Below are 18,727 nucleotides of genomic sequence, written 5' to 3'. Positions count from 1 at the left end.
AAGCCTTGTCGCCGAGAGCAGTCCCACGCCGGCACCCGCACACTGGAAACGCAACGTGGCGCTTTTCCTGTCCGGCCAGACCGTGTCGCTGTTCGGTTCAATGATCGTCCAGTACGTGGTCATGTGGTATGTCACGCTGGAGACCAAGTCCGGCCTGGCGATCGCGCTCTACGCCGTCTGCGCGTTCGCCCCCCAGGGTGTCGTGTCGATCTTCGGCGGGGTGCTGGCCGACCGGATGAACCGCAAGACGCTGACGATCATCGCCGACGCGGGCATTGCGGCGGCGACCCTGGTCCTGGCCCTGTTGATGTTGAACGGCATCACGGAACTGTGGGTGATCCTGCTGGCGGTCGCGGTCCGGTCCTTCGGGGCCGGGGTGCAGACACCGACGGTGCAGGCGATCATCCCGCAGATCGTGCCGGCCGACCAGCTGATGCGGGTCAACGGCATGTTCCAGACCACCGGCTCCGCGATGGCGCTGCTGGCTCCGGCGGTGGCTGCCGCCATCTACGCCGGTTTCGGAGTGGTGCCGATCTTCTTCCTGGACGTGATCACCGCCGTGATCGGCATCGGGCTGCTGGCCCTGGTCGCGGTGCCCACCCTGGATCGGGCGACAGAGACCACGACCACCTACCGGCAGGACCTGGTCGAGGGCATGCAGTACATCTGGACCCACCGGATCGTCCGCTGGCTACTGCTGGTCTTCGCGATCATCTTCATGCTCACCGTCGCGCCGTCGTTCGTCACGCCGCTGATGGTGGCCCGCACCTTCGGTAGCGAAAAGTGGATGCTGGCCGTACTGGAGATCGCGTTCAGCGTGGGAATGTTGCTCGGCGGAGCGTTGATCGCCACCTGGCTGGCCAAGCGCAGCCGGATCGGACTCATCCTGATCTCCACCTTCAGCTTCGCGATCCTCACCGTGGCGCTGGGCCTCAGCACCAACCTGTGGGTCTTCTACGGCTTCATGTTCTTGTTCGGGCTCGCGGTCCCACTGTTCTCCACCCCGTTCATGACCTTGATCCAGGAGACGGTGGAGCCGGAGAAGCACGGCCGGGTGTTCAGCTACGTCGGCATCGTGATGGCCCTGGCCACCCCGATCGGCATGGTGGTGTTCGGCCCGCTGGCCGACGTGATCAGCGTTCAGACCCTGCTGATCGTGGCTGGCCTGGTCACGGTCGCCGTGATGATCGTGGCGATCATGGTGCCGTCCGGGCAGGCTGCGATCGCCGCCGCCCGAGCCACGTCGTCGCCGGTAGCCGAGGGCCCAGCTGCCGAGGAGCCGCTGGCCGCCCCCAGCTAGGCGCTGCGCCCGTCGAGAACCCGGCCTCACCGTGACACCTCGCCACCAGACGGTTACCCGACAGTCTCCGAGCCGCCCGGCGGCCGGCCCTCGGGAGCCCGACGCCACGGACGACGCGGTCGCCGGGTGCGTCGGTTGGGCCCCGGATAGGCTCGCGCCATGGTGTCGTCCCCCACCGCGTCGGCGCACGACGCCGGCCTCGCCGCGCTGGCCGAGCTGCTGGCCGGGCCGGTCGTACCCGCCGCCCGGGGCCTGCTCGGCTGCCGGCTGTCGGCCGACGGGGTCACCGTCCGGATCACCGAGGTCGAGGCTTACGCCGGTACGGCCGGCGACCCGGCTTCGCACGCGCACCGGGGCCGTACCCCGCGCAACGCCGTGATGTTCGGCCCGGCCGGGCACGCCTACGTCTACTTCACCTACGGCATGCACTGGTGCGTGAACGTGGTGACCGGGCCCGACGGGGAGGCCTCGGCGGTGCTGCTGCGCGCCGGCGAGGTGGTCGACGGGCTCGACGTGGCCCGCGCCCGGCGCGCCGCCGCGCGCCGGGACATCGAGCTCGCGCGCGGGCCCGCCCGGCTCTGCGCGGCGCTGGGCATCGACCGGGCCACCTACGGCGTCGACCTGCTCGGCGACGGGCCGGTGCGGCTGCGACCGGCCGACGTGCCAGTGCCTGATCGCGCGGTTGCCGCCGGGCCCCGGGTCGGCGTGACGGGCGCGCACGACATGCCGTGGCGGTTCTGGATCGCAGAGGATCCGACGGTCAGCGCCTACCGCAGGCACGTCCCCCGTCGGCGGTCCTGACGCCGCTGTCGTCCGAGGGGGATACCGGAGTGGCGCAGCCGGACCGGCCCGCCGCCAGGCCCCGTGCCGGCGGGGGTCGCCCCGGTGCGTCCGCCGGTTTCTGTCGGTCCGGGTGGTCATAATCACGGCACATGTTCCCGGCGGACCGGAGGTAACCGTGGCGACCCTGCTCGCGATCGGCACCGGCAAGGGCCTCTTCCTCGCCACCAGCACCGACGGCCGTCGAAGTTGGCAGATCGACGGCCCGCACTTCCCGATGACCGGTGTCTACGCGGTGGCGGTGGACAAGCGGCGCGCCGTTCCCCGCCTGCTCGCCGGGACGTCCAGCTCGCACTTCGGGCCCAGCCTGGCGACCAGCGACGATCTGGGGTCGTCCTGGCAGGAGCCCGAGCACGCCCCGGTCGCCTTCCCGGCCGACACCGCAGCGAGTCTCGGTCGGGTCTGGCAGCTCACCCCCGGTGGGCCGGCGGAGCCGGACGTGGTCTGGGCCGGCACCGAGCCGTCGGCGCTGTTCCGTTCCGCCGACGGCGGGCGCACCTTCGAGCTGGTCCGCGGGCTCTGGGACCATCCCCACCGCACGCAGTGGGGCGCGGGCTTCGGCGGGCAGGCGGTGCACAGCGTCCTGCCGCACCCGCGCGACCCGGCCCGGCTCGTGGTGGCCATGTCGACCGGCGGGGTCTACCGGTCCGACGACGCGGGGGCGAGCTGGGCCCCGGGCAACACCGGCATCCACGCCCGCTACCTGCCCGACGAGTGGCCCGAGTTCGGCCAGTGCGTCCACAAGATCGCCCGCGACGCCGGCGACCCCGAGCGGCTCTACGCCCAGAACCACCACGGGGTCTACCGCTCCGACGACGGGGGGCGCACCTGGGCCTCGATCGCCGCCGGCCTGCCCAGCGACTTCGGCTTCCCGATGGTGGCCCATCCCACCCGCCCCGGCATGATCTGGTCGTTCCCCCTCGCCGCCGACTCGGAGCGCTTCCCGGCGGACCACCGCTGCCGGGTCTACCGGTCCGCCGACGCCGGCGGGACGTGGGAGCCGCTCTCCGCCGGCCTGCCCGACGGCCCGTTCTACCCGGCGGTGCTGCGCGACGCGATGTGCGCCGACGACGCCGACCCGGCCGGGGTCTACTTCGGCACCCGCTCCGGCGAGGTCTACGCCAGCCGCGACGAGGGCGACTCCTGGTCCCTGGTCGCCGCCCACCTGCCCGACGTGCTCTGCGTCCGGGCCGCGGAGGTCTGAGTGGTCACCGTCCTGGTGCCCGGCCCGCTGCGCGGCGAGGTCGGCGGCGCGGCGCGGCTCACCGTCCGGGCCCACGGCACGCTGCGGGACGTCCTCGACGAACTGGCCGACGGCTGGCCCCGGCTGTCCCGCCGCCTCCGCGACGAGCGCGGTGACCTGCGCCGGTACGTCAACGTCTACGTCGACGGGGAGGACTGCCGGCACGCCGGCGGCCTGGCCGCGCCGGTCCGCCCCGGTGCCGAGGTCCGGGTGCTTCCCTCGGTGGCCGGAGGCTGACTCCGGCCCGGCCGGCGGGGCCCCGCCCGACGGAATAGTTGACTCGTCAAATATGTTGTGCGCTGCGTCCGAGGGTTGGAGACGGCCCCGGTAGTCAGCGAGGAGTCAGTCATGCAGTTCGGGATCTTCAGCGTCGGAGACGTCACCGTCGACCCGACCAACGGGCGGGAGCCGTCCGAGCACGAGCGGATCAAGGCGATGGTGACGATCGCCCGCAAGGTGGAGGAGGTCGGCCTCGACGTCTTCGCCACCGGCGAGCACCACAACCCTCCGTTCGTGCCGTCGTCGCCCACCACCATGCTGGGTTGGATCGCGGCCCGCACCGAGCGGCTGCTGCTCTCCACCGCGACCACGCTGATCACCACCAACGACCCGGTGAAGATCGCCGAGGACTACGCGATGCTCCAGCACCTGGCCGACGGCCGGGTCGACCTGATGCTCGGCCGGGGCAACACCGGCCCGGTCTACCCGTGGTTCGGCAAGGACATCCGCGCCGGCATCCCGCTGACCATCGAGAACTACGACCTGCTGCACCGGCTGTGGCGCGAGGACGTCGTCGACTGGTCCGGCAAGTTCCGTACCCCGTTGCAGTCCTTCACCGCCACGCCGCGCCCGCTCGACGGGGTGCCGCCGTTCGTCTGGCACGGCTCGATCCGTAGCCCGGAGATCGCCGAGCAGGCCGCGTACTACGGCGACGGCTACTTCGCCAACCACATCTTCTGGCCCCCCGAGCACACCCAGCGAATGGTCGGGCTCTACCGGGAGCGCTTCGCGCACTACGGCCACGGCTCACCGGACCAGGCGATCGTGGGGCTCGGCGGTCAGGTGTTCATGCGGCGCAACTCGCAGGACGCGGTGCGGGAGTTCCGGCCGTACTTCGACAACGCCCCCGTCTACGGTCACGGCCCGTCGCTGGAGGAGTTCACCGAGCAGACCCCGCTGACCGTGGGCAGCCCGCAGCAGGTGATCGACCGCACCCTGGGGTTCCGCGACTACGTCGGCGACTACCAGCGGCAGCTCTTCCTGATCGACCACGCCGGCCTGCCGCTGAAGACCGTGCTGGAGCAGCTCGATCTTCTCGGCGAGGAGGTGGTCCCGGTGCTGCGCCGGGAGTTCGACGCACTACGTCCCGCGCACGTGCCCGAGGCCCCCACCCACGCGTCGCTCGTCGCCGCCCGGGCCGCAGAGTCGGCCGCCGCCGGTTCTGCCGCCGTCGGGTCGGGGACGGAGGCCGGCCGATGACCCGCCGTACCCTCGCCGTGGTGTCGGCCGGCCTCGGCCGCCCCTCGTCCACCCGGTTGCTCGCCGACCAGCTCGCCGCGGCCACCCGCGACGAGCTGGCCCGGGCGGGCGTCGAGGTCGAGCTGCGCCCGGTCGAGCTGCGCGACCACGCCCACGACGTGGTCAACAACCTGCTCACCGGCTTCCCGCCGGCTGGCCTGCGCGAGGCACTGGACGCCGTCGCCGGGGCCGACGGCGTCATCGCGGTCACGCCGATCTTCAACGCGTCCTACAACGGGCTGTTCAAGTCGTTCTTCGACGTGCTCGACTCCGGCACGCTGGTGGACCGGCCGGTGCTGATCGCCGCCACCGGCGGCACCGCCCGGCACTCCCTGGCCCTGGAACACGCGGTCCGGCCGATGTTCGCGTACCTGCGGGCGGTGGTCGTGCCCACGGCGGTCTTCGCCGCGCCGGAGGACTGGGCCGGTGGGACCGCCGAGGGTGCCCTGCGCGCCCGGATCGTCCGCGCGGGCGCGGAGCTGTCCGACCAGGTGCGGCGCCGGCCCGCCCCCGCCCCGCCCGACCCGTTCGCCCTCACCACCAGCTTCGACGACCTGCTCGCCGGCCGCGATCGGCCCTGACCGGCACCGGCCCTGACCCCGCCCGCTGCGTTACCCCGCCGGCTGTGTCGGTCCCCGGCCGACGCGACCGGGGCCGAGGCGACGCGACCGGGGCCGACGCGACCCGACCCGGGCCGACGCGACCCGACCGGGGCCGAGGCGACCCGACCGGGGCCGGAGTGGCCGGGGCCGGAGTGGCCGGGGCCGGAGTGGCCGGTTGGCCACTCAGCCGGTCTCGGCCGGGTACGGGTGGGCGACCAGCACCGGGCAGTGCGCGTGCTGCACCAGCGCCTGGCTGACCGAGCCGAGCAGCAGCCCGGCGAAGCCCCCGCGCCCCCGGGAGCCGACCACCACCAGGGCCGCGTCCCCGCTCGCCTCGATCAGCGCCTGCTCGGGCTTGGCCGCCCGCAGCGGCCGCCGCTCGATGGTCAGGCCCGGGTGCGCCGCCTCGACCTCGGCGGCGGCCCTGTCGAGCAGCTCCGTCGAGTCGGCCCGGGCCGCCGCCCCCGACTCCGCGACCTCGTCGGGCACCGGGCGGGCGTCGTCGGCCGGTGCGGCGTGCGCCAGCACCAGGTTGATGCCCCGCTGGGCCGCCTCGGCGGCGGCGAGGGCGACGGCGAGCCGCCCCGGCTCCGACCCGTCCACCCCGACGACCACCGGGCCGTCGACCGGGATCGGCTGCTCCTCGGGGCGGACGACCAGCACCGGGCAGTGCCCGTGCCCGGCCACCTGGGCGCTGACCGAACCGACGAGCAGGCCGGCGAAGCCGCCCAGCCCTCGGCTGCCGACCACCACCAGCTCCGCCCGGCGGGACTCCTCGACCAGGCTCGCCGCAGGACCGCCGGCCACCTGGCGCACCTCGACGTCCACGGCGGGCCAGCGCCCGCGCAGCTCGGACGCCATCCGGTCGAGCATCCGCCGGGACTCGTCGGTCGGCGCGGGCACCCCGAGGTCGTACGGGTTGATCGGCACGCCGTAGCCGAGCGGGTGCAGGTAGCCGTGCACCAGCAACAGGGGCCGGGACCGCCACGCGGCCTCCTGCGCAGCGTGCTCGGCGGCGACCAGGCTCGACGGCGATCCGTCCACGCCCACCACGACAGGTCGGTTCATCAGCTCTCCCGGGCTCGATCAGAGGCCATTGTCGACGGCCCTGCCGCCGATCACCGGCATTTGCCCGGACACGCCGCCGGGCACGCCCGCCGGGAAGGAGGCCGGAGGCCGTCCCGGCAGGCGTCGTACCCCGCTCGGTGCCGTCACCAGGACACCCGTCGTGCCCGCGCCGGGCGGGGGAGCGGCCGACGCGGGCACGACGCGGGGTCAGCCGTGGTCGGCGTCCCGGCGGTGCCGCACGATCGCCAGCGGGGAGCGGGCGTGGTGCAGCACGGCGTGGCTGACCGAACCGAGGAACAGCCCGCCCCACGCGCCCCGGCCGTGCGCGCCGACCACGGTCAGCTGGGCGGACGCGGACTCCTCGACCAGCATCCGGGCCGTCGCGCCCTGGACCAGGCGCCGCCGCACCCGCACCTGCGGGTACCGCTCCGACCAGCCGGCGACTGCCTCGGCGAGCGACCGCTCCTCCTCCTCGACCAGCGCGTCGACGTCGTACGCCAGGGGCAGGACCTCGCCGGGGCCGATCGGCGTGGGGTAGAGCCAGCTGTGCACCGCCACCAGGTCGGTGTTGCGCAGCGCCGCCTCCTCGAAGGCGAATCCGATGGCCTCGGTGGACAGCGCCGAGCCGTCTACGCCCACCACCACCGGCCCGTCGGCACGGGCCTCGCCGCGCACCACGAGCACCGGGCAGTCGGCCCGCGCCGACACCTGGACCGCCGACGAGCCGACCAGCAGCTCGGCGAAGCCGCCGAGGCCGCGGGAACCGAGCACCAGCAGCGCCGCGTCGCGGGACTCCCGCAGCAGCACCGGGGTGGGGGAGCCGTCGACGATTTCGCCGACCACGTCGACCTCGGCAGAGACCTTCTTCGCCTCGGCGACCGCCTCGGCGACGACGTTCTGCGCGTGATTGCGCGGCCCCGCCTCGGGCGGGCTGCCGGCCAACGCTCCGAGCGCGGCGCCGATCAGCGGCCGACTGAGGGCGTGCACCACCCGCAGCGGGCGGTTGCGCGCCGCAGCCTCGCGGCTCGCCACCCGGACCGCGTCCAGGGCCGAGGCGGAACCGTCCACAGCCGCCACGACCGGGGCACCGCAAACGTTGGTCATCGCATCCTCCTTCGTCCGGTTCCAGCCTGCTCCGGCGCGGGCGTGACGGTCAGGGCCGCTGGCCCCGACCTACGGGCCTTTGGTCCCGGGTTCCCGTCGTCGGCGGGGTCGGGCACCGCGTCGGCGGGGCCGGGATCCTCGCGGGGCTCCGCCGAGGTGGGGCCCGGTCCGGTGCGGGCGCCGCCGAGGCGCCGGCGCAGCAGGCGCAGCGTCAGCCCCGGCAGCACGGCGACCGCCGCGCACGCCGCCAGCTCGGTCGCCCCGAGCGAATCGGTGCCGAGCAGCATCCGCAGCGGCTCGACCAGCACCCCGCCGACCTGGAGCAACGCCGAGCCGGCCACCGCGACCAGCAGCGCCGGGTTGCCCGCCCGCCCGCCTGCCGGCCGGGGCGCCCGGACCGCCAGCGCCACCCCGAGCTGCGCCAGGCCCAGGACCACGAACACCACCGACTGCCAGGGGCGGTCCCACCGGGCGGCGGCCACCCCGGCGCCGAGCACCACGGCCGCGATCAGCCCGCCAGTGACCAGGACGTCCCGGCCCAGGCCGGCGCCCAGCACCGACTCCTGCGGCGAGCGCGGCGCGCGGCGCAACGTCCCCGGCTCGGCCGGCTCCGCCCCGAGCGCCACGCCCGGCACCCCGTGGGTGAGCAGGTTGATCCAGAGGATCTGCGCCGGCAGCAGCGGCACGGGCAGCCCGAACAGCGGGCCGAGCAGCATCACCGCGATCTCGGCGACCCCGCCGGAGAGGGCGTAGCGCAGGAAGCGGCGGATGTTGTCGTAGATGCGCCGGCCCTCGCCGATCGCGGCGGCCACGGTGGACAGCTCGTCGTCGACCAGCACCAGGTCGGCGGCCTGCCGGGCCACCTCCGTGCCCCCGCCCATCGCCACCCCGATGTCGGCGCGGCGCAGCGCCGGGGCGTCGTTGACCCCGTCGCCGGTCATCGCCACCACGTGCCCCCGGGACTGCAACCCGGCGATGATGTCGAGCTTCTGCTCCGGCTGGGTGCGCGCGTACACCCGGGCCGCCGGGTGCGCGTCGGCCAGCTCGCCCTCGTCGCCCCGGACCAGCGGGTCACCGTCGTGCCAGAGCCCGAGCTGACCGCCGATCGCGGCGGCCGTCGCGGGATGGTCCCCGGTGACCAGCAGCAACCGGACCCCGGCCGCGTCGAAGCTCGCCGCGAGGTCGGCGGCGCCGGCCCGCAGCGGATCGCCGACAGCGACCAGCCCCGCGGGGCGCAGCCCGGTCGGCGCGGCCGGGTCGGGCCGGCTCTCCACCAGCGCCGTCGCGACCGCGAGCACCCGCAGCCCCGCCCCGGCCAGCTCGTGCGCCCGGGCGGTCAGCGCGGCGATCTCCGCGTCGTCCGCGTCGAGCAGCGGCGCGGTGAGGACGTTCTCCGGAGCCCCCTTGCACACCACCAGCCAGCGGCCGTCGCAGGATCGGTGCACCGTGGTCATCCGGCGGTTCGCCTGGTCGAACGGGTGCTCGGTGACCCGTGGCCAGGCGGCCCGGGTGGTCGCCGGGTCCAGTCCGCACCGGGCGGCGAAGGCCACCAGCGCCGCCTCCAGCGGGTCGCCCACCGCGTCCCAGCCCGGCCGCTCGTCCGTCGGCGGGGAGAGCGCGGCGTCGTTGCAGAGCAGCCCGGCCCGCGCCAGGCGGCGCAGCCCGTCCGGTTCGGCCACCGCGGCGCCGTCGCGTCGCACCGTCCCGCGCGGTTCGTAGCCCGTGCCGGTGACGTCGTACGCGGCCCCATTGACGGTCACCGCCCGCTGCACCGCCATCCGGCCCTCGGTCAGGGTGCCCGTCTTGTCGGACGCGATCACGGTCACCGAGCCCAGCGTCTCCACGGCGTGCAGCCGCCGGGGGATGGCCCGCACCGTGGCCATCCGACGGGCCCCGAGCGCCAGGGCCAGGGTCACCACGGCAGGCAGCGACTCCGGCACCGCCGCGACGACGAGGCTGACGGCGGTGACCGCCATGTCCACCACCGGCCGCCCGCCGAGGACTCCGATGCCGAACACGAGCCCGGACAGCGCCACCGCGACCAACCCGAGCATCCGGCCCAGGCCGGCGAGTCGACGCTGCAACGGGGTGGCCCCGGGCCGGGTGGCGGAGACCAGGGCGCTGATCCTGCCCAGCGCGCTCGCCGTCCCGGTGCGGACCACCGTGCCCACCGCCCGGCCGACGGTCACCACCGTGCCGGCGGACACCTCGTCGCCGACGTCCCGGCCAACCGGCACCGACTCGCCGGTCAGTGCCGACTCGTCCAGGCGTAACCGGCTAGCCTCGACCAGCCGCAGGTCCGCCGGAACGACGTCGCCGGCCTCGACGCGTACCAGGTCGTCGCGGACCACCCCGGCGGCCGGCACGATCAGGTCCTGGCCGTCGCGGACCACCCGAGCGGTCGGGGCGGCGAGCTGGTCCAGCGCGGCGATCGCCCGGTCCGCGCGGACCTCCTGCACCACGCCGATCGCGGTGTTCACCAGCACGACCAGGGCGATGACCGCGGTGTCCGGCCAGTCGCCGAGCGCGGCGGTGACCACGGCCGCGGCCAGCAGCAGGGCCACCAGCGGGTCGGTGAGCTGGTGCAGGACGCGGGCGGCCAGGTGCCGGCGGGCCGGCGGTGCGACGCTGTTCGGGCCGTCGGCGCGCAGCCGGGCGGCGGCCTCGGCCGAACCCAGCCCGCCCGGCTCGCCTAACTCGCCCGGCCGGGTCCAGGTGTCAGTGTGCATCCATCCGCTCCCGTCCGACCGGTCCCGCCACCGCCGGCCCTCTGTTGCCCCCGCGACGCGTCACCGGGCACGCCATCCCCTCCACCGTCGTCCGTGCGAGCCGCCGGCGGCAGGGGCGTTGCGCCCGGGCGGTCCGGGACCAACGGCCCTGCCCCCGACAGCGCACGAGGGGTTCGGATGGCGGTGGGACCATCGACAGGAGGTCGAAGCTGTCCACCGTTACGAGGTTCCCGGGCGATGCGCGGGGGCCCCGCGCCGAGGCGAGAAGAGGCGCCATGACCCCGCTAGACATGCTCCGCGACCATCCATTCCTGGCCGACGTCCCCGAGCCCTGGCTGACCCGGCTGACCGGGTACGCCCGACCCGTCGTCTGGCACCCCGGCCACCGGCTGTTCCGGGCCGGTCAGCCCGCCGAACGGTTCTGGCTGGTCCGGGGCGGGGAGGTCGCCCTGGACTTTCCGGTGCCCGGCCGCGGCGACGTGGGGATCGAGACGATCGGCCCGGGCGGGGTGCTCGGCTGGTCCTGGCTCTTCCCGCCGTACCACTGGCAGTTCGGGGCGGTGGCCGTGCGGCGCAGCACCGCGGTCGAGTTCACCGCCGTCGGGGTGCGCCGGCTGATGGAGTCCGACGACGCGTTCGGCCGGCAGCTCACCGCCCGGTTCATGAGCGTGGTGGTGGACCGTCTCCAGGCGTCCCGGGTACGCCTGCTGGACCTGTACGGCTACCCCGCGGCCCTGCCCCCGACGGGCTGACCGCCCCGTCCCGCGCCGCCCGTCCCGTGGGCGGGGCGAAGGGCGGCAGCTCCCGGAGGGCCCCCGTCACCCGTCGTGGGTGGACCCCCGGGCGGGATCGCCGTCGACGCGTCGGCGCACGATCAGCTCGTCGACCTCCAGCCGCCCGATGCGCAGCTCCCGAATGACGGCCCGGCGGATCGTCAGCCGACCGATCGCGACGACGGCCACGGCGACGGCCCCGCCGGCCAGCGCCGCGACGGCGAGCGAGCCGGTCGCGGCCGCGCCCACCGCCCGCGCCCCGACCGCGAGGGCACCCGTGGCGTGTGCCGGTGCCACCCGGGTCCGGCGCCAACGGGACGTCCCTGATCCGTTCATGTCGTGATCCTGCCACGGCTGGCTGTCCCCTTCGTACCTGCCGCCGCCCGCCACCCCGACCCCATCCACGCCTTCCGGCCTTGGCGTGACGCAAACCTCTTGATCAACCCGTCGGTGCGGGAGGGCGCCCGGCCCGTCCCGGCGGCCGGTACCCTGCCCCGATGACCGCCGAGGACCTGCGCTTGCGCCCGGTACGCGACGACGACCTGCCCCACCTCTTCGCCTTCGAGCAGGACCCGGAGGCCAACCGGGTGGCCGCCTTCGGCCCCGCCGACCCGACCGACCGGGCGGCGTTCGACGCGCACTGGCGGCGCATCCGCGCCGACCCGGCCATCGTCACCCGCACCGTCACTGTCGACGGCGCGGTCGTGGGCCACGTGGCCGCCTTCCCCGTCGAGGAGCAGACCGAGGTCAGCTACTGGATCGACCGGGCCCGCTGGGGTCGCGGGTACGCCACCCGGGCCCTCGCCGCGCTGCTGGCCGAGCTGCCGCAGCGACCGGTGCACGCCCGCGCCGCCAAGGACAACGCCGCCTCCCTCGCCGTGCTGCGCAAGTGCGGCTTCGTCGTCTGCGGCGAGGACCGGGGGTACGCCAACGGTCGCGGCGCCGAGGTCGAGGAATGGGTCCTGGAACTCGCCGGCTGACCCGGGGCGCGGCAGATTTGGCTGCGCACCAGCAGGCGGGCCGAGCTGGTTACCACTAGTCTCGCGGGGTGAACTGGCTGGACTTGATCGGCTGGATCGGCTCCGCGCTGCTGGTCTGGTCGCTGCTGCAGGCGCGCGTCCTGCGGCTGCGTGCGCTCAACCTCGTCGGCTGCCTCGTGCTGATCGGCTACAACGCCGCCCTCGCCGTCTGGCCGATGGTCGGGCTCAACGTGGTGCTCGCCGTGATCAACGTGTGGTACCTGCGGAAGATGCTCGCCACCCGGCACGACGAGCAGACGTACGAGGTGGTGGAGGTGGGGGTCGACGACCAGTTCCTGGCCCACACCCTGCGGGTGCACGCCGCCGACATCGCCCGGTTCAACCCCGGCTTCCGCTGGGGCGGGCACCCCACCCGGCGTTCGGCGTTCCTGGTGGTCCGGGCCGACGAGGTGGTCGGGGTGGTGCTGTCGCACGCCGAGGGCGACGACGTCGCCCAGGTCGACCTGGACTACGTCACCCAGCGGTTCCGCGACTTCACTCCCGGCGAGTTCGTCTACCGGCGCAGCAGCCTCTTCACGGACCGGGGATTCCACCGGGTGGTCAGCCCGCCCGGCATGGTCGCCCCCTACTACGCCCGGCTCGGCTTCCGCCCCGTGGGCGGCTCCTACGTGCTCGATCTGCCCGCCCCGCCCGTCGCCGACCGGGTCTGATCCGTCGCTCGCGGAGCGCTGATCAGCCGCTCGGCCCGGACCGCCCAACCGGTCGCGGGGGGCAGGGTTCGCGGACCCGCGCACGGGGCACAGAGAGCCCTACGCCGGCCGGGTCCTCGGGCGGCGCCGCCGGTCCTACCCGACCGGATCGTCCTCGTGAGGGAGAGAACCGGGCGTGCAGAGCTACTGGAGCCAACTGGCCCTGGTCGGAGTCCTGGTCGTCCTCAACGCGATCTTCGCCGGCAGTGAAATGGCGCTGGTCTCGCTGCGGGACAGTCAGATCCAGCGGCTGGAGCGCACGAGCCGGGCCGGGCGGGTGCTGGCCCGTCTCGCCAAGGACCCCAACCGCTTCCTCGCCACGATCCAGATCGGCATCACCCTGGCCGGCTTCATGGCCTCGGCCGCCGCGGCCGTCTCCCTGGCCAAGCCACTGGTGCCGCTGCTCGGGGTGTTCGGCAGCGCCGCCGACACGATCGCCATCGTGGCGGTCACCCTAGTCCTGACCTTCGTCACCCTGGTCTTCGGCGAACTGGCACCCAAGCGGATCGCCATGCAGGCCGCCGAGCGCTGGGCGCTGCTCGTGGCCCGCCCGCTGGACCTGCTGGCCACCCTCACCCGACCGGCCGTCTGGGCGCTCGGCGCCACCAGCGACCTGGTGGTCCGCCTCGTCGGGTTCAACCCGAAGCACGAGCCGGACGAGATCGGCCCCGACGAGCTGCGCGACATCGTCGCCGGCAACCACGGCTTCACCAAGGAGCAGCGGACCATCATCGCCGGCGCGGTGGAGATCGCCGACCGGCGGCTGCGCGCGGTGCTCGTACCCCGGTTGCAGGTCTTCACGCTCGACAGCGGGACCACCGCGGAGGCCGCGCGGCTGGTGCTGGCCGCCACCGGGCACTCCCGCGCGCCGGTGGTGCGCCACGGCGGCCTCGACGACGCGGTCGGCGTCATCCACCTGCGCGACCTGGTCGGCGTGCCCGACGACCGTCCCGTCGACGAGTGCGCCCGCCCGCCGATGCTGCTGCCCGACTCGCTGCCGGTGGTCGACGCGTTGCGCCAGTTCAAGGCCGAACGCCAGCACATCGCCCTGGTCGTCGACGAGCGCGGCGCGGCCGACGGGATCGTCACCCTGGAGGACATCCTGGAGGAGATCGTCGGCGAGATCTACGACGAGACCGACCGGGACGTGCACGGGGTCCGCACCGAGGCCGACGGCGCGATGCTGCTGCCCGGCACCTTCCCGGTGCACGACCTGCCCGACATCGGCGTCGACCTGCCCGGCCGACCGGCCGGCGACTACACCACGGTCGCCGGACTGGTGCTCACCCTGCTGGGGCACATCCCCACCGTCGCCGGCGAGGACGTCACCAGCGACGGTTGGGAGCTGCAGGTCGCCGACATCGACCACCGGGCCATCACCGCGGTACGGCTGCGCCGGGCCGCCGCACCGGCGGAGCCGGACGCCGACGAGACCCCGGACGCCGAACCCGCCCTCGACCCGGCGCGCGGCTGACCCGACGCCTCGGCCAGCCGGCCCGGCCGGCACCTCCGCGGCTCAGCGTGGCTCCCCGAACGGGAAGCCGGGCACCGGTGGGACCAACCGGATCATGTCGGTCGGCACCTGCTGGCTGTTCCGGCCGAGCAGCCGGGCCACCCAGCGGATCAGCCACGGCCCCGACGGGTGCCGCTCGGGGCCGATCAACCGGCCGACCACCCGGCTGTACCAGTGCCTCGCGACGACCACGTCGGTCAGCCGCAGCCGCCCGTCCGGGCCGCCCCCGCGCACCACCACGTCCACCACCCGGCCCAACCGCCGCCCGCGCAGGTCGTACGCGGTCCGGCCGAGCAGCTCACCCGCTCGCACGGTTCGATCCCGGGATCCGGTCGATCAGGTGCCGCCGCAGCCACTCCTCCATCGGGGAGCCGGGCAGCTCGTCGAGGCCGACCCGCAGCCGAACCGCGCTGTCCACCCGCTCCACCAGGGGGTACGGGACGCGTAACGGCGTCACCGGCGGGTCGTCGACCAACCGGTTCGCCACCGCGAGGAGGAGCCGCCCGACCCGGCCGCCGATCCGCTGCGCGAGCGCCCCCTGCCCGCTCAGCAGGGCGGCCACGTACGGCACACCGTCGGTGTCGACCCCGAACTCCACGTCGTCGACCTTGCCGACCAGCCGCCCGTCCCGGTCGACGATCTGCCGGTCGAGCAACTGCCGGCTGAGCTGCATCCTCATCGGCCCATCCCCGTCATCACCGCCAGCGGGATCGCCGCCACCGACGCGGCGACGATGAGCAGCAGGAACACCGCCCCCAGCAGGTTCAGCGCCGGCCCGTTCACCCGGTCGCCCAGGTACGTCCGGTCGTTCGCGACGATCAGGATCGGCAGGTACGTCAGCGGCAGCGCCACCGCACTGATGATCAACATGTACTCGGTCAGCGTCACCGGGTCGACCGTGGTCAGCAGCACCAGCACCCCGAGCAGCACGCTGACCAGCAGCACGCTGTGGAACCGGGCCGCCTCCCGCGGGCTCACCCGCTTACCCCACTGCCAGCCGAAGTACTGCGCGGCGGCGTACGCGGCGCTCAGCCCGGTCTCCAGCGCGGCGCCGAAGGTCACCGCGAAGAACGCCAGCACCGCCACCGCCAGTCCCATGCCCCCGAACGCGAGCACCACCGGCTGGGCCACCTGGTCGAGGGAGTCCAGCGAGGCCCCGCCCGGGTGGTACACCACCGCCGCCGTGGCGATCAGCGACAGGGCGAGGAACCCGCCGACCGGGAAGCCGATCAGCACGCTGGTCCGGGCATCGGCCAGGTCCGCGCCGCTCCAGTTCTCCTCCACCCCGCCGGAGGAGAAGAAGAACACCTCGTACGGGCTGACGGTCGAGGCGAACAGGGCCACCGCCACGAACCAGTACGCCCCCCAGCCGTGCCCCGCCGCCCCGCCGTGCAGCGCGCCCCGGCCGAGCGCCGCCCAGTCGGTCGGCAGCCAGAACAGCGCCACCGCGAACACCACCAGGGTCAGCCCGGCCAGCCCGAACACCCGCTCCATCAGCTGGAACCGCATCCGCCACAGCACCAGCCAGACGGCCAGGGCGGCGACCGGCACCCAGATCAGGTAGCTCAGCCCGGAGGCCAGTTGCAGGGCCAGCGCCACGCCACCCAGCTCGGCGGCGAGGGTCAGCACGGTCACCAGGTAGGAGGCCACCAGGTTGAGCAGCGCCACCCGCGGCCCGAGCCGCTCCCGGACCAGGTCGAACACCGCCCGACCGCTGACCGCCGCGATCCGTCCGGCCATTTCCGCGTACGCGCAGATGCCGACCACCCCGAGCAGCAGCACCCAGGCGTGCGCCATGCCGAACCGCGCCCCCGCCTGGCTCGCCGCCACCAGGTCGCCGATGTCCACGAACCCACCGACGGCGGAGAGCACGCCGAGCGTGGCGGCGAGGAGCTTCTTCACCTCGGGTACTGGTCAGCGGATGCCATCGCCGCGACGATAACCGGGCGTACCGCCCCTCATGCCCCGAACCGGGCATCCGGCGGGTGACTCAGTCCGCGGTCAGGTTCTGCAACCGGACCTGCCCCCGGGAGACCAGCCGCCCGGCGTCATCGGAGATCTCCACCTGCCAGAGCTGCTGGCTGCGGCCCCGGTGCACCGGCGTGCCGACGGCCGTCAGCTCGCCGTCGCGCACCGCCCGGAGGAAGTCCGTCTGGTTCGACACCCCGACCACCCGGCCCCGCTCGCCCAACCACAGCGAGCCACCGATGCTCGCCGCCGTCTCCACCACCGCGCAGTACACCCCGCCGTGCTGGATGCCGTGGGGCTGGTGCAGCTCGGGGCGGACCCGCCACCGGATGACCACCCGGTCCCCGCTCACCTCATCGAACTCCAGGCCGAGCAGGGCCATGAAGCCCCCGTTCGGGTCGGGCATCTCCATGACGGCTCCTCCTCGGGTACGGAAGGGGCCAGCCTAGCCAACCGTGATCAGAGGCAAACCCGGTACGGCTCGACCCCGGGGATGGGGGACAATCGGTGACCGTGACCGACAGCAGCCCCCCGCCGACCGTGCGGGACTCCCTGACCGAAGACCTGCGGTGGCGAGGCCTCATCCAGGACTCGACCGGCCCCGACGAGCTGCGCGCTCTGCTCGACGACGGGGCGACCACTTTCTATGTGGGCTTCGACCCGACGGCGGCGAGCCTGCATGTCGGCCACCTCATGCAGGTCGTCACCGCCCGCCGGCTCCAGCTCGCCGGGCACCGGCCGCTGCTGCTCGTCGGCGGGGCCACCGGCCAGATCGGCGACCCCAAGGAGAGCGCCGAGCGCTCCCTGAACCCGCCGGAGGTGGTCGCCGGCTGGGTGGGCCGCATCCGCGACCAGCTCTCGCCCTTCGTGTCGTACACGGGGGACAACGCGGCGCAGTTGGTCAACAACCTGGACTGGACCGCCGAGATGTCGGTGGTCGAGTTCCTCCGCGACGTCGGCAAGCACTTTCCGGTGAACAAGATGCTGGCCCGGGAAGTGGTCAAGGCCCGGCTGGAGAGCGGCATCAGCTTCACCGAGTTCAGTTACCAGCTCATCCAGGCCAACGACTTCTACGAGCTGCACCGCCGGCACGACTGCCGGCTCCAGTTCGGCGGCTCCGACCAGTGGGGCAACATCACCGCCGGTGTCGACTACGTCCGTCGACGGGGAGCCGGGCCGGTGGAGGCGTTCGTCACCCCGCTGGTGACCAAGGCCGACGGCACGAAGTTCGGCAAGACCGAGGGCGGCGCCGTCTGGCTCGACCCCGAGCTGACCAGCTCGTACGCGTTCTACCAGTTCTGGCTCAACGCCGATGACCGGGACGTGGCCCGCTACCTGCGCTACTTCAGCTTCCGCTCGCGCGAGGAGATCGAGCAGCTGGAGAAGGAGACGGCGGAGCGGCCGGCGGCCCGGCTCGCCCAGCGGGCCCTCGCCGAGGAGCTGACCACCCTGGTGCACGGCGAGCGGGAGATGGCCCAGGCGGTCGCCGCCAGCCAGGCGCTGTTCGGCCGGGGGTCGCTGGACGAGCTGACCCCGGAGACGCTGCGGGCGGCGCTGACCGAGGCCGGGCTCGTCCACCTCACCGAGCTGCCCGACATCGCCGGCCTGCTCAAGGAGTCGGGCCTGGTGTCGAGCATGAAGGAGGCCCGGCGGGTGATCGCCGAGGGCGGCGCGTACGTCAACAACACCCGGATCACCGAGGTCGACGCGACGGTGGCACCCGAGGACCTGCTGCACGGCCGGTACCTGGTGCTGCGCCGCGGCAAGAAGTCCTTCGCCGGCGTAGAGCTGCTCGACCAGCCGAGTACGTCGAGAGTGTGACGCGGGACGCCCCCGGCTGATTTGACGAGCAATCGGCCGGGGGCGTAACTTTCTCTCTGCCAGCGCGGAACGGACGAAACGGGCGGAAGCCCGCCAGGCCGGAGCGCGGGAATGAGCTTCGGGCGGCGAGGGTGGTATTCCTCGGAGCCCGGGCCGGGCGGGGCCCCGGATCTGCCGCAGGGCGGATTTGGCGAGGCGAGACCGACCGGGTATGGTTCATCGCCGGTAGGGCACCGGGCAAGCTAGCGGGTCACCGCAGCGGCCGGCCTGCCGGAAACCACGAACAAGGCGGCGAAAGCCGGCGAACGCGTGATGCCCGTAAATTGGGTGGAAGTTGGTCGGATCGGGTTACACCGGTTTGACACGGCGGAAATCGGCGGGTAACGTAGTAAAAGTGCTCGGCGCGAGAGCGGCGGGTGCGGGTACGGAAAAGCCCCGGACGGGGCCCTCCTGGTGGGGGTTTTCGGATGGTGTGTGGTTGTTCTTTGAGAACTCAACAGGGTGCTTGATAAGCCAGTG

General features: G+C 73.9%; 19 protein-coding genes. 11 read left to right on the top strand and 8 right to left on the bottom strand.

Annotation, left to right across the window (positions count from 1 at the left end):
• Positions 1-55: 55 nt before the first annotated feature.
• The 6 genes from ACH4T9_RS25135 (at position 56) to ACH4T9_RS25110 (ending at position 5,482) form a co-directional block, all read left to right on the top strand.
• Positions 56-1,300 (top strand): MFS transporter, encoded by a 1,245-nt coding sequence (locus ACH4T9_RS25135; RefSeq protein ID WP_396673810.1) that lies wholly within the window; start codon positions 56-58, stop codon positions 1,298-1,300.
• Between the two features lie 159 nt (positions 1,301-1,459).
• The gene (locus ACH4T9_RS25130; protein WP_396673809.1) at positions 1,460-2,101 is read left to right on the top strand and encodes a DNA-3-methyladenine glycosylase; all 642 of its coding nucleotides are present in this window, start codon (positions 1,460-1,462) and stop codon (positions 2,099-2,101) included.
• Positions 2,102-2,258: 157 nt separating this feature from the next.
• Positions 2,259-3,344: a WD40/YVTN/BNR-like repeat-containing protein gene (locus ACH4T9_RS25125; protein ID WP_396673808.1), complete on the top strand. Its 1,086-nt coding sequence runs from the start codon at positions 2,259-2,261 to the stop codon at positions 3,342-3,344.
• Positions 3,345-3,620, top strand: coding sequence for a ubiquitin-like small modifier protein 1 (locus ACH4T9_RS25120; RefSeq protein ID WP_396673807.1), 276 nt, complete (start codon positions 3,345-3,347; stop codon positions 3,618-3,620). It begins immediately after the preceding gene.
• A gap of 111 nt (positions 3,621-3,731) precedes the next feature.
• Positions 3,732-4,862 carry an LLM class flavin-dependent oxidoreductase gene (locus ACH4T9_RS25115; protein ID WP_396673806.1) on the top strand — a complete coding sequence of 377 codons (1,131 nt, stop codon included), beginning with the start codon at positions 3,732-3,734 and terminating at the stop codon, positions 4,860-4,862.
• Positions 4,859-5,482, top strand: coding sequence for an FMN reductase (locus tag ACH4T9_RS25110; RefSeq protein ID WP_396673805.1), 624 nt, complete (start codon positions 4,859-4,861; stop codon positions 5,480-5,482). Before ACH4T9_RS25115 ends, ACH4T9_RS25110 begins: the two co-directional genes overlap by 4 nt.
• 204 nt (positions 5,483-5,686) lie before the next feature.
• Here the strand turns inward: ACH4T9_RS25110 and ACH4T9_RS25105 are convergent, their stop codons facing one another.
• The 3 genes from ACH4T9_RS25105 to ACH4T9_RS25095 form a co-directional block, all read right to left on the bottom strand.
• A complete protein-coding gene (locus tag ACH4T9_RS25105) occupies positions 5,687-6,571 on the bottom strand; it encodes a universal stress protein (protein WP_396673804.1) in 885 nt (294 codons plus the stop codon).
• A 207-nt stretch (positions 6,572-6,778) separates the two neighbouring features.
• A complete protein-coding gene (locus ACH4T9_RS25100) occupies positions 6,779-7,675 on the bottom strand; it encodes a universal stress protein (RefSeq protein WP_396673803.1) in 897 nt (298 codons plus the stop codon).
• On the bottom strand, positions 7,672-10,404 hold the full coding sequence (locus tag ACH4T9_RS25095) for a cation-translocating P-type ATPase (RefSeq protein WP_396673802.1): 2,733 nt from the start codon (positions 10,402-10,404) through the stop codon (positions 7,672-7,674). Before ACH4T9_RS25095 ends, ACH4T9_RS25100 begins: the two co-directional genes overlap by 4 nt.
• 275 nt (positions 10,405-10,679) lie before the next feature.
• On the opposite strand from ACH4T9_RS25095, the gene ACH4T9_RS25090 reads away from it, so the two are divergent.
• Positions 10,680-11,156, top strand: coding sequence for a cyclic nucleotide-binding domain-containing protein (locus ACH4T9_RS25090; protein WP_396673801.1), 477 nt, complete (start codon positions 10,680-10,682; stop codon positions 11,154-11,156).
• 66 nt (positions 11,157-11,222) lie between these two features.
• Here ACH4T9_RS25090 and ACH4T9_RS25085 read toward each other — a convergent pair whose 3' ends face one another.
• Positions 11,223-11,513, bottom strand: coding sequence for a hypothetical protein (locus ACH4T9_RS25085; protein WP_396673800.1), 291 nt, complete (start codon positions 11,511-11,513; stop codon positions 11,223-11,225).
• Positions 11,514-11,674: 161 nt separating this feature from the next.
• On the opposite strand from ACH4T9_RS25085, the gene ACH4T9_RS25080 reads away from it, so the two are divergent.
• The 3 genes from ACH4T9_RS25080 to ACH4T9_RS25070 all read left to right on the top strand — a co-directional run bounded on the left by ACH4T9_RS25080 (position 11,675) and on the right by ACH4T9_RS25070 (position 14,380).
• On the top strand, positions 11,675-12,157 hold the full coding sequence (locus tag ACH4T9_RS25080; RefSeq protein WP_396673799.1) for a GNAT family N-acetyltransferase: 483 nt from the start codon (positions 11,675-11,677) through the stop codon (positions 12,155-12,157).
• A 68-nt stretch (positions 12,158-12,225) separates the two neighbouring features.
• Positions 12,226-12,867: a hypothetical protein gene (locus tag ACH4T9_RS25075; protein WP_396673798.1), complete on the top strand. Its 642-nt coding sequence runs from the start codon at positions 12,226-12,228 to the stop codon at positions 12,865-12,867.
• A 175-nt stretch (positions 12,868-13,042) separates the two neighbouring features.
• Positions 13,043-14,380: a hemolysin family protein gene (locus ACH4T9_RS25070; protein WP_396673797.1), complete on the top strand. Its 1,338-nt coding sequence runs from the start codon at positions 13,043-13,045 to the stop codon at positions 14,378-14,380.
• A gap of 42 nt (positions 14,381-14,422) precedes the next feature.
• Here the strand turns inward: ACH4T9_RS25070 and ACH4T9_RS25065 are convergent, their stop codons facing one another.
• From ACH4T9_RS25065 to ACH4T9_RS25050, 4 genes are all read right to left on the bottom strand, one after another.
• A complete protein-coding gene (locus tag ACH4T9_RS25065; protein ID WP_396673796.1) occupies positions 14,423-14,731 on the bottom strand; it encodes a PRC-barrel domain containing protein in 309 nt (102 codons plus the stop codon).
• On the bottom strand, positions 14,718-15,098 hold the full coding sequence (locus ACH4T9_RS25060; RefSeq protein ID WP_396673795.1) for a hypothetical protein: 381 nt from the start codon (positions 15,096-15,098) through the stop codon (positions 14,718-14,720). Before ACH4T9_RS25060 ends, ACH4T9_RS25065 begins: the two co-directional genes overlap by 14 nt.
• Positions 15,095-16,321: an NRAMP family divalent metal transporter gene (locus ACH4T9_RS25055; protein WP_396673794.1), complete on the bottom strand. Its 1,227-nt coding sequence runs from the start codon at positions 16,319-16,321 to the stop codon at positions 15,095-15,097. The genes ACH4T9_RS25060 and ACH4T9_RS25055 overlap by 4 nt, the downstream gene beginning before the upstream one ends.
• Before the next feature lie 88 nt (positions 16,322-16,409).
• Positions 16,410-16,799, bottom strand: a complete 390-nt coding sequence (locus ACH4T9_RS25050; protein ID WP_396673793.1) for a PaaI family thioesterase — start codon at positions 16,797-16,799, stop codon at positions 16,410-16,412.
• A 101-nt stretch (positions 16,800-16,900) separates the two neighbouring features.
• On the opposite strand from ACH4T9_RS25050, the gene tyrS reads away from it, so the two are divergent.
• Positions 16,901-18,208 (top strand): tyrosine--tRNA ligase, encoded by a 1,308-nt coding sequence (gene tyrS, locus ACH4T9_RS25045; RefSeq protein WP_396673792.1) that lies wholly within the window; start codon positions 16,901-16,903, stop codon positions 18,206-18,208.
• Positions 18,209-18,727: the final 519 nt, after the last annotated feature.

The sequence above is a fragment of the Micromonospora sp. NPDC020750 genome, from assembly GCF_044334565.1.
In the GTDB taxonomy this organism is placed as follows: Bacteria; Actinomycetota; Actinomycetes; order Mycobacteriales; family Micromonosporaceae; genus Micromonospora.
Note: the sequence above shows the minus strand (reverse complement) of the source record. Positions and strands in the feature narration are given on the sequence as shown.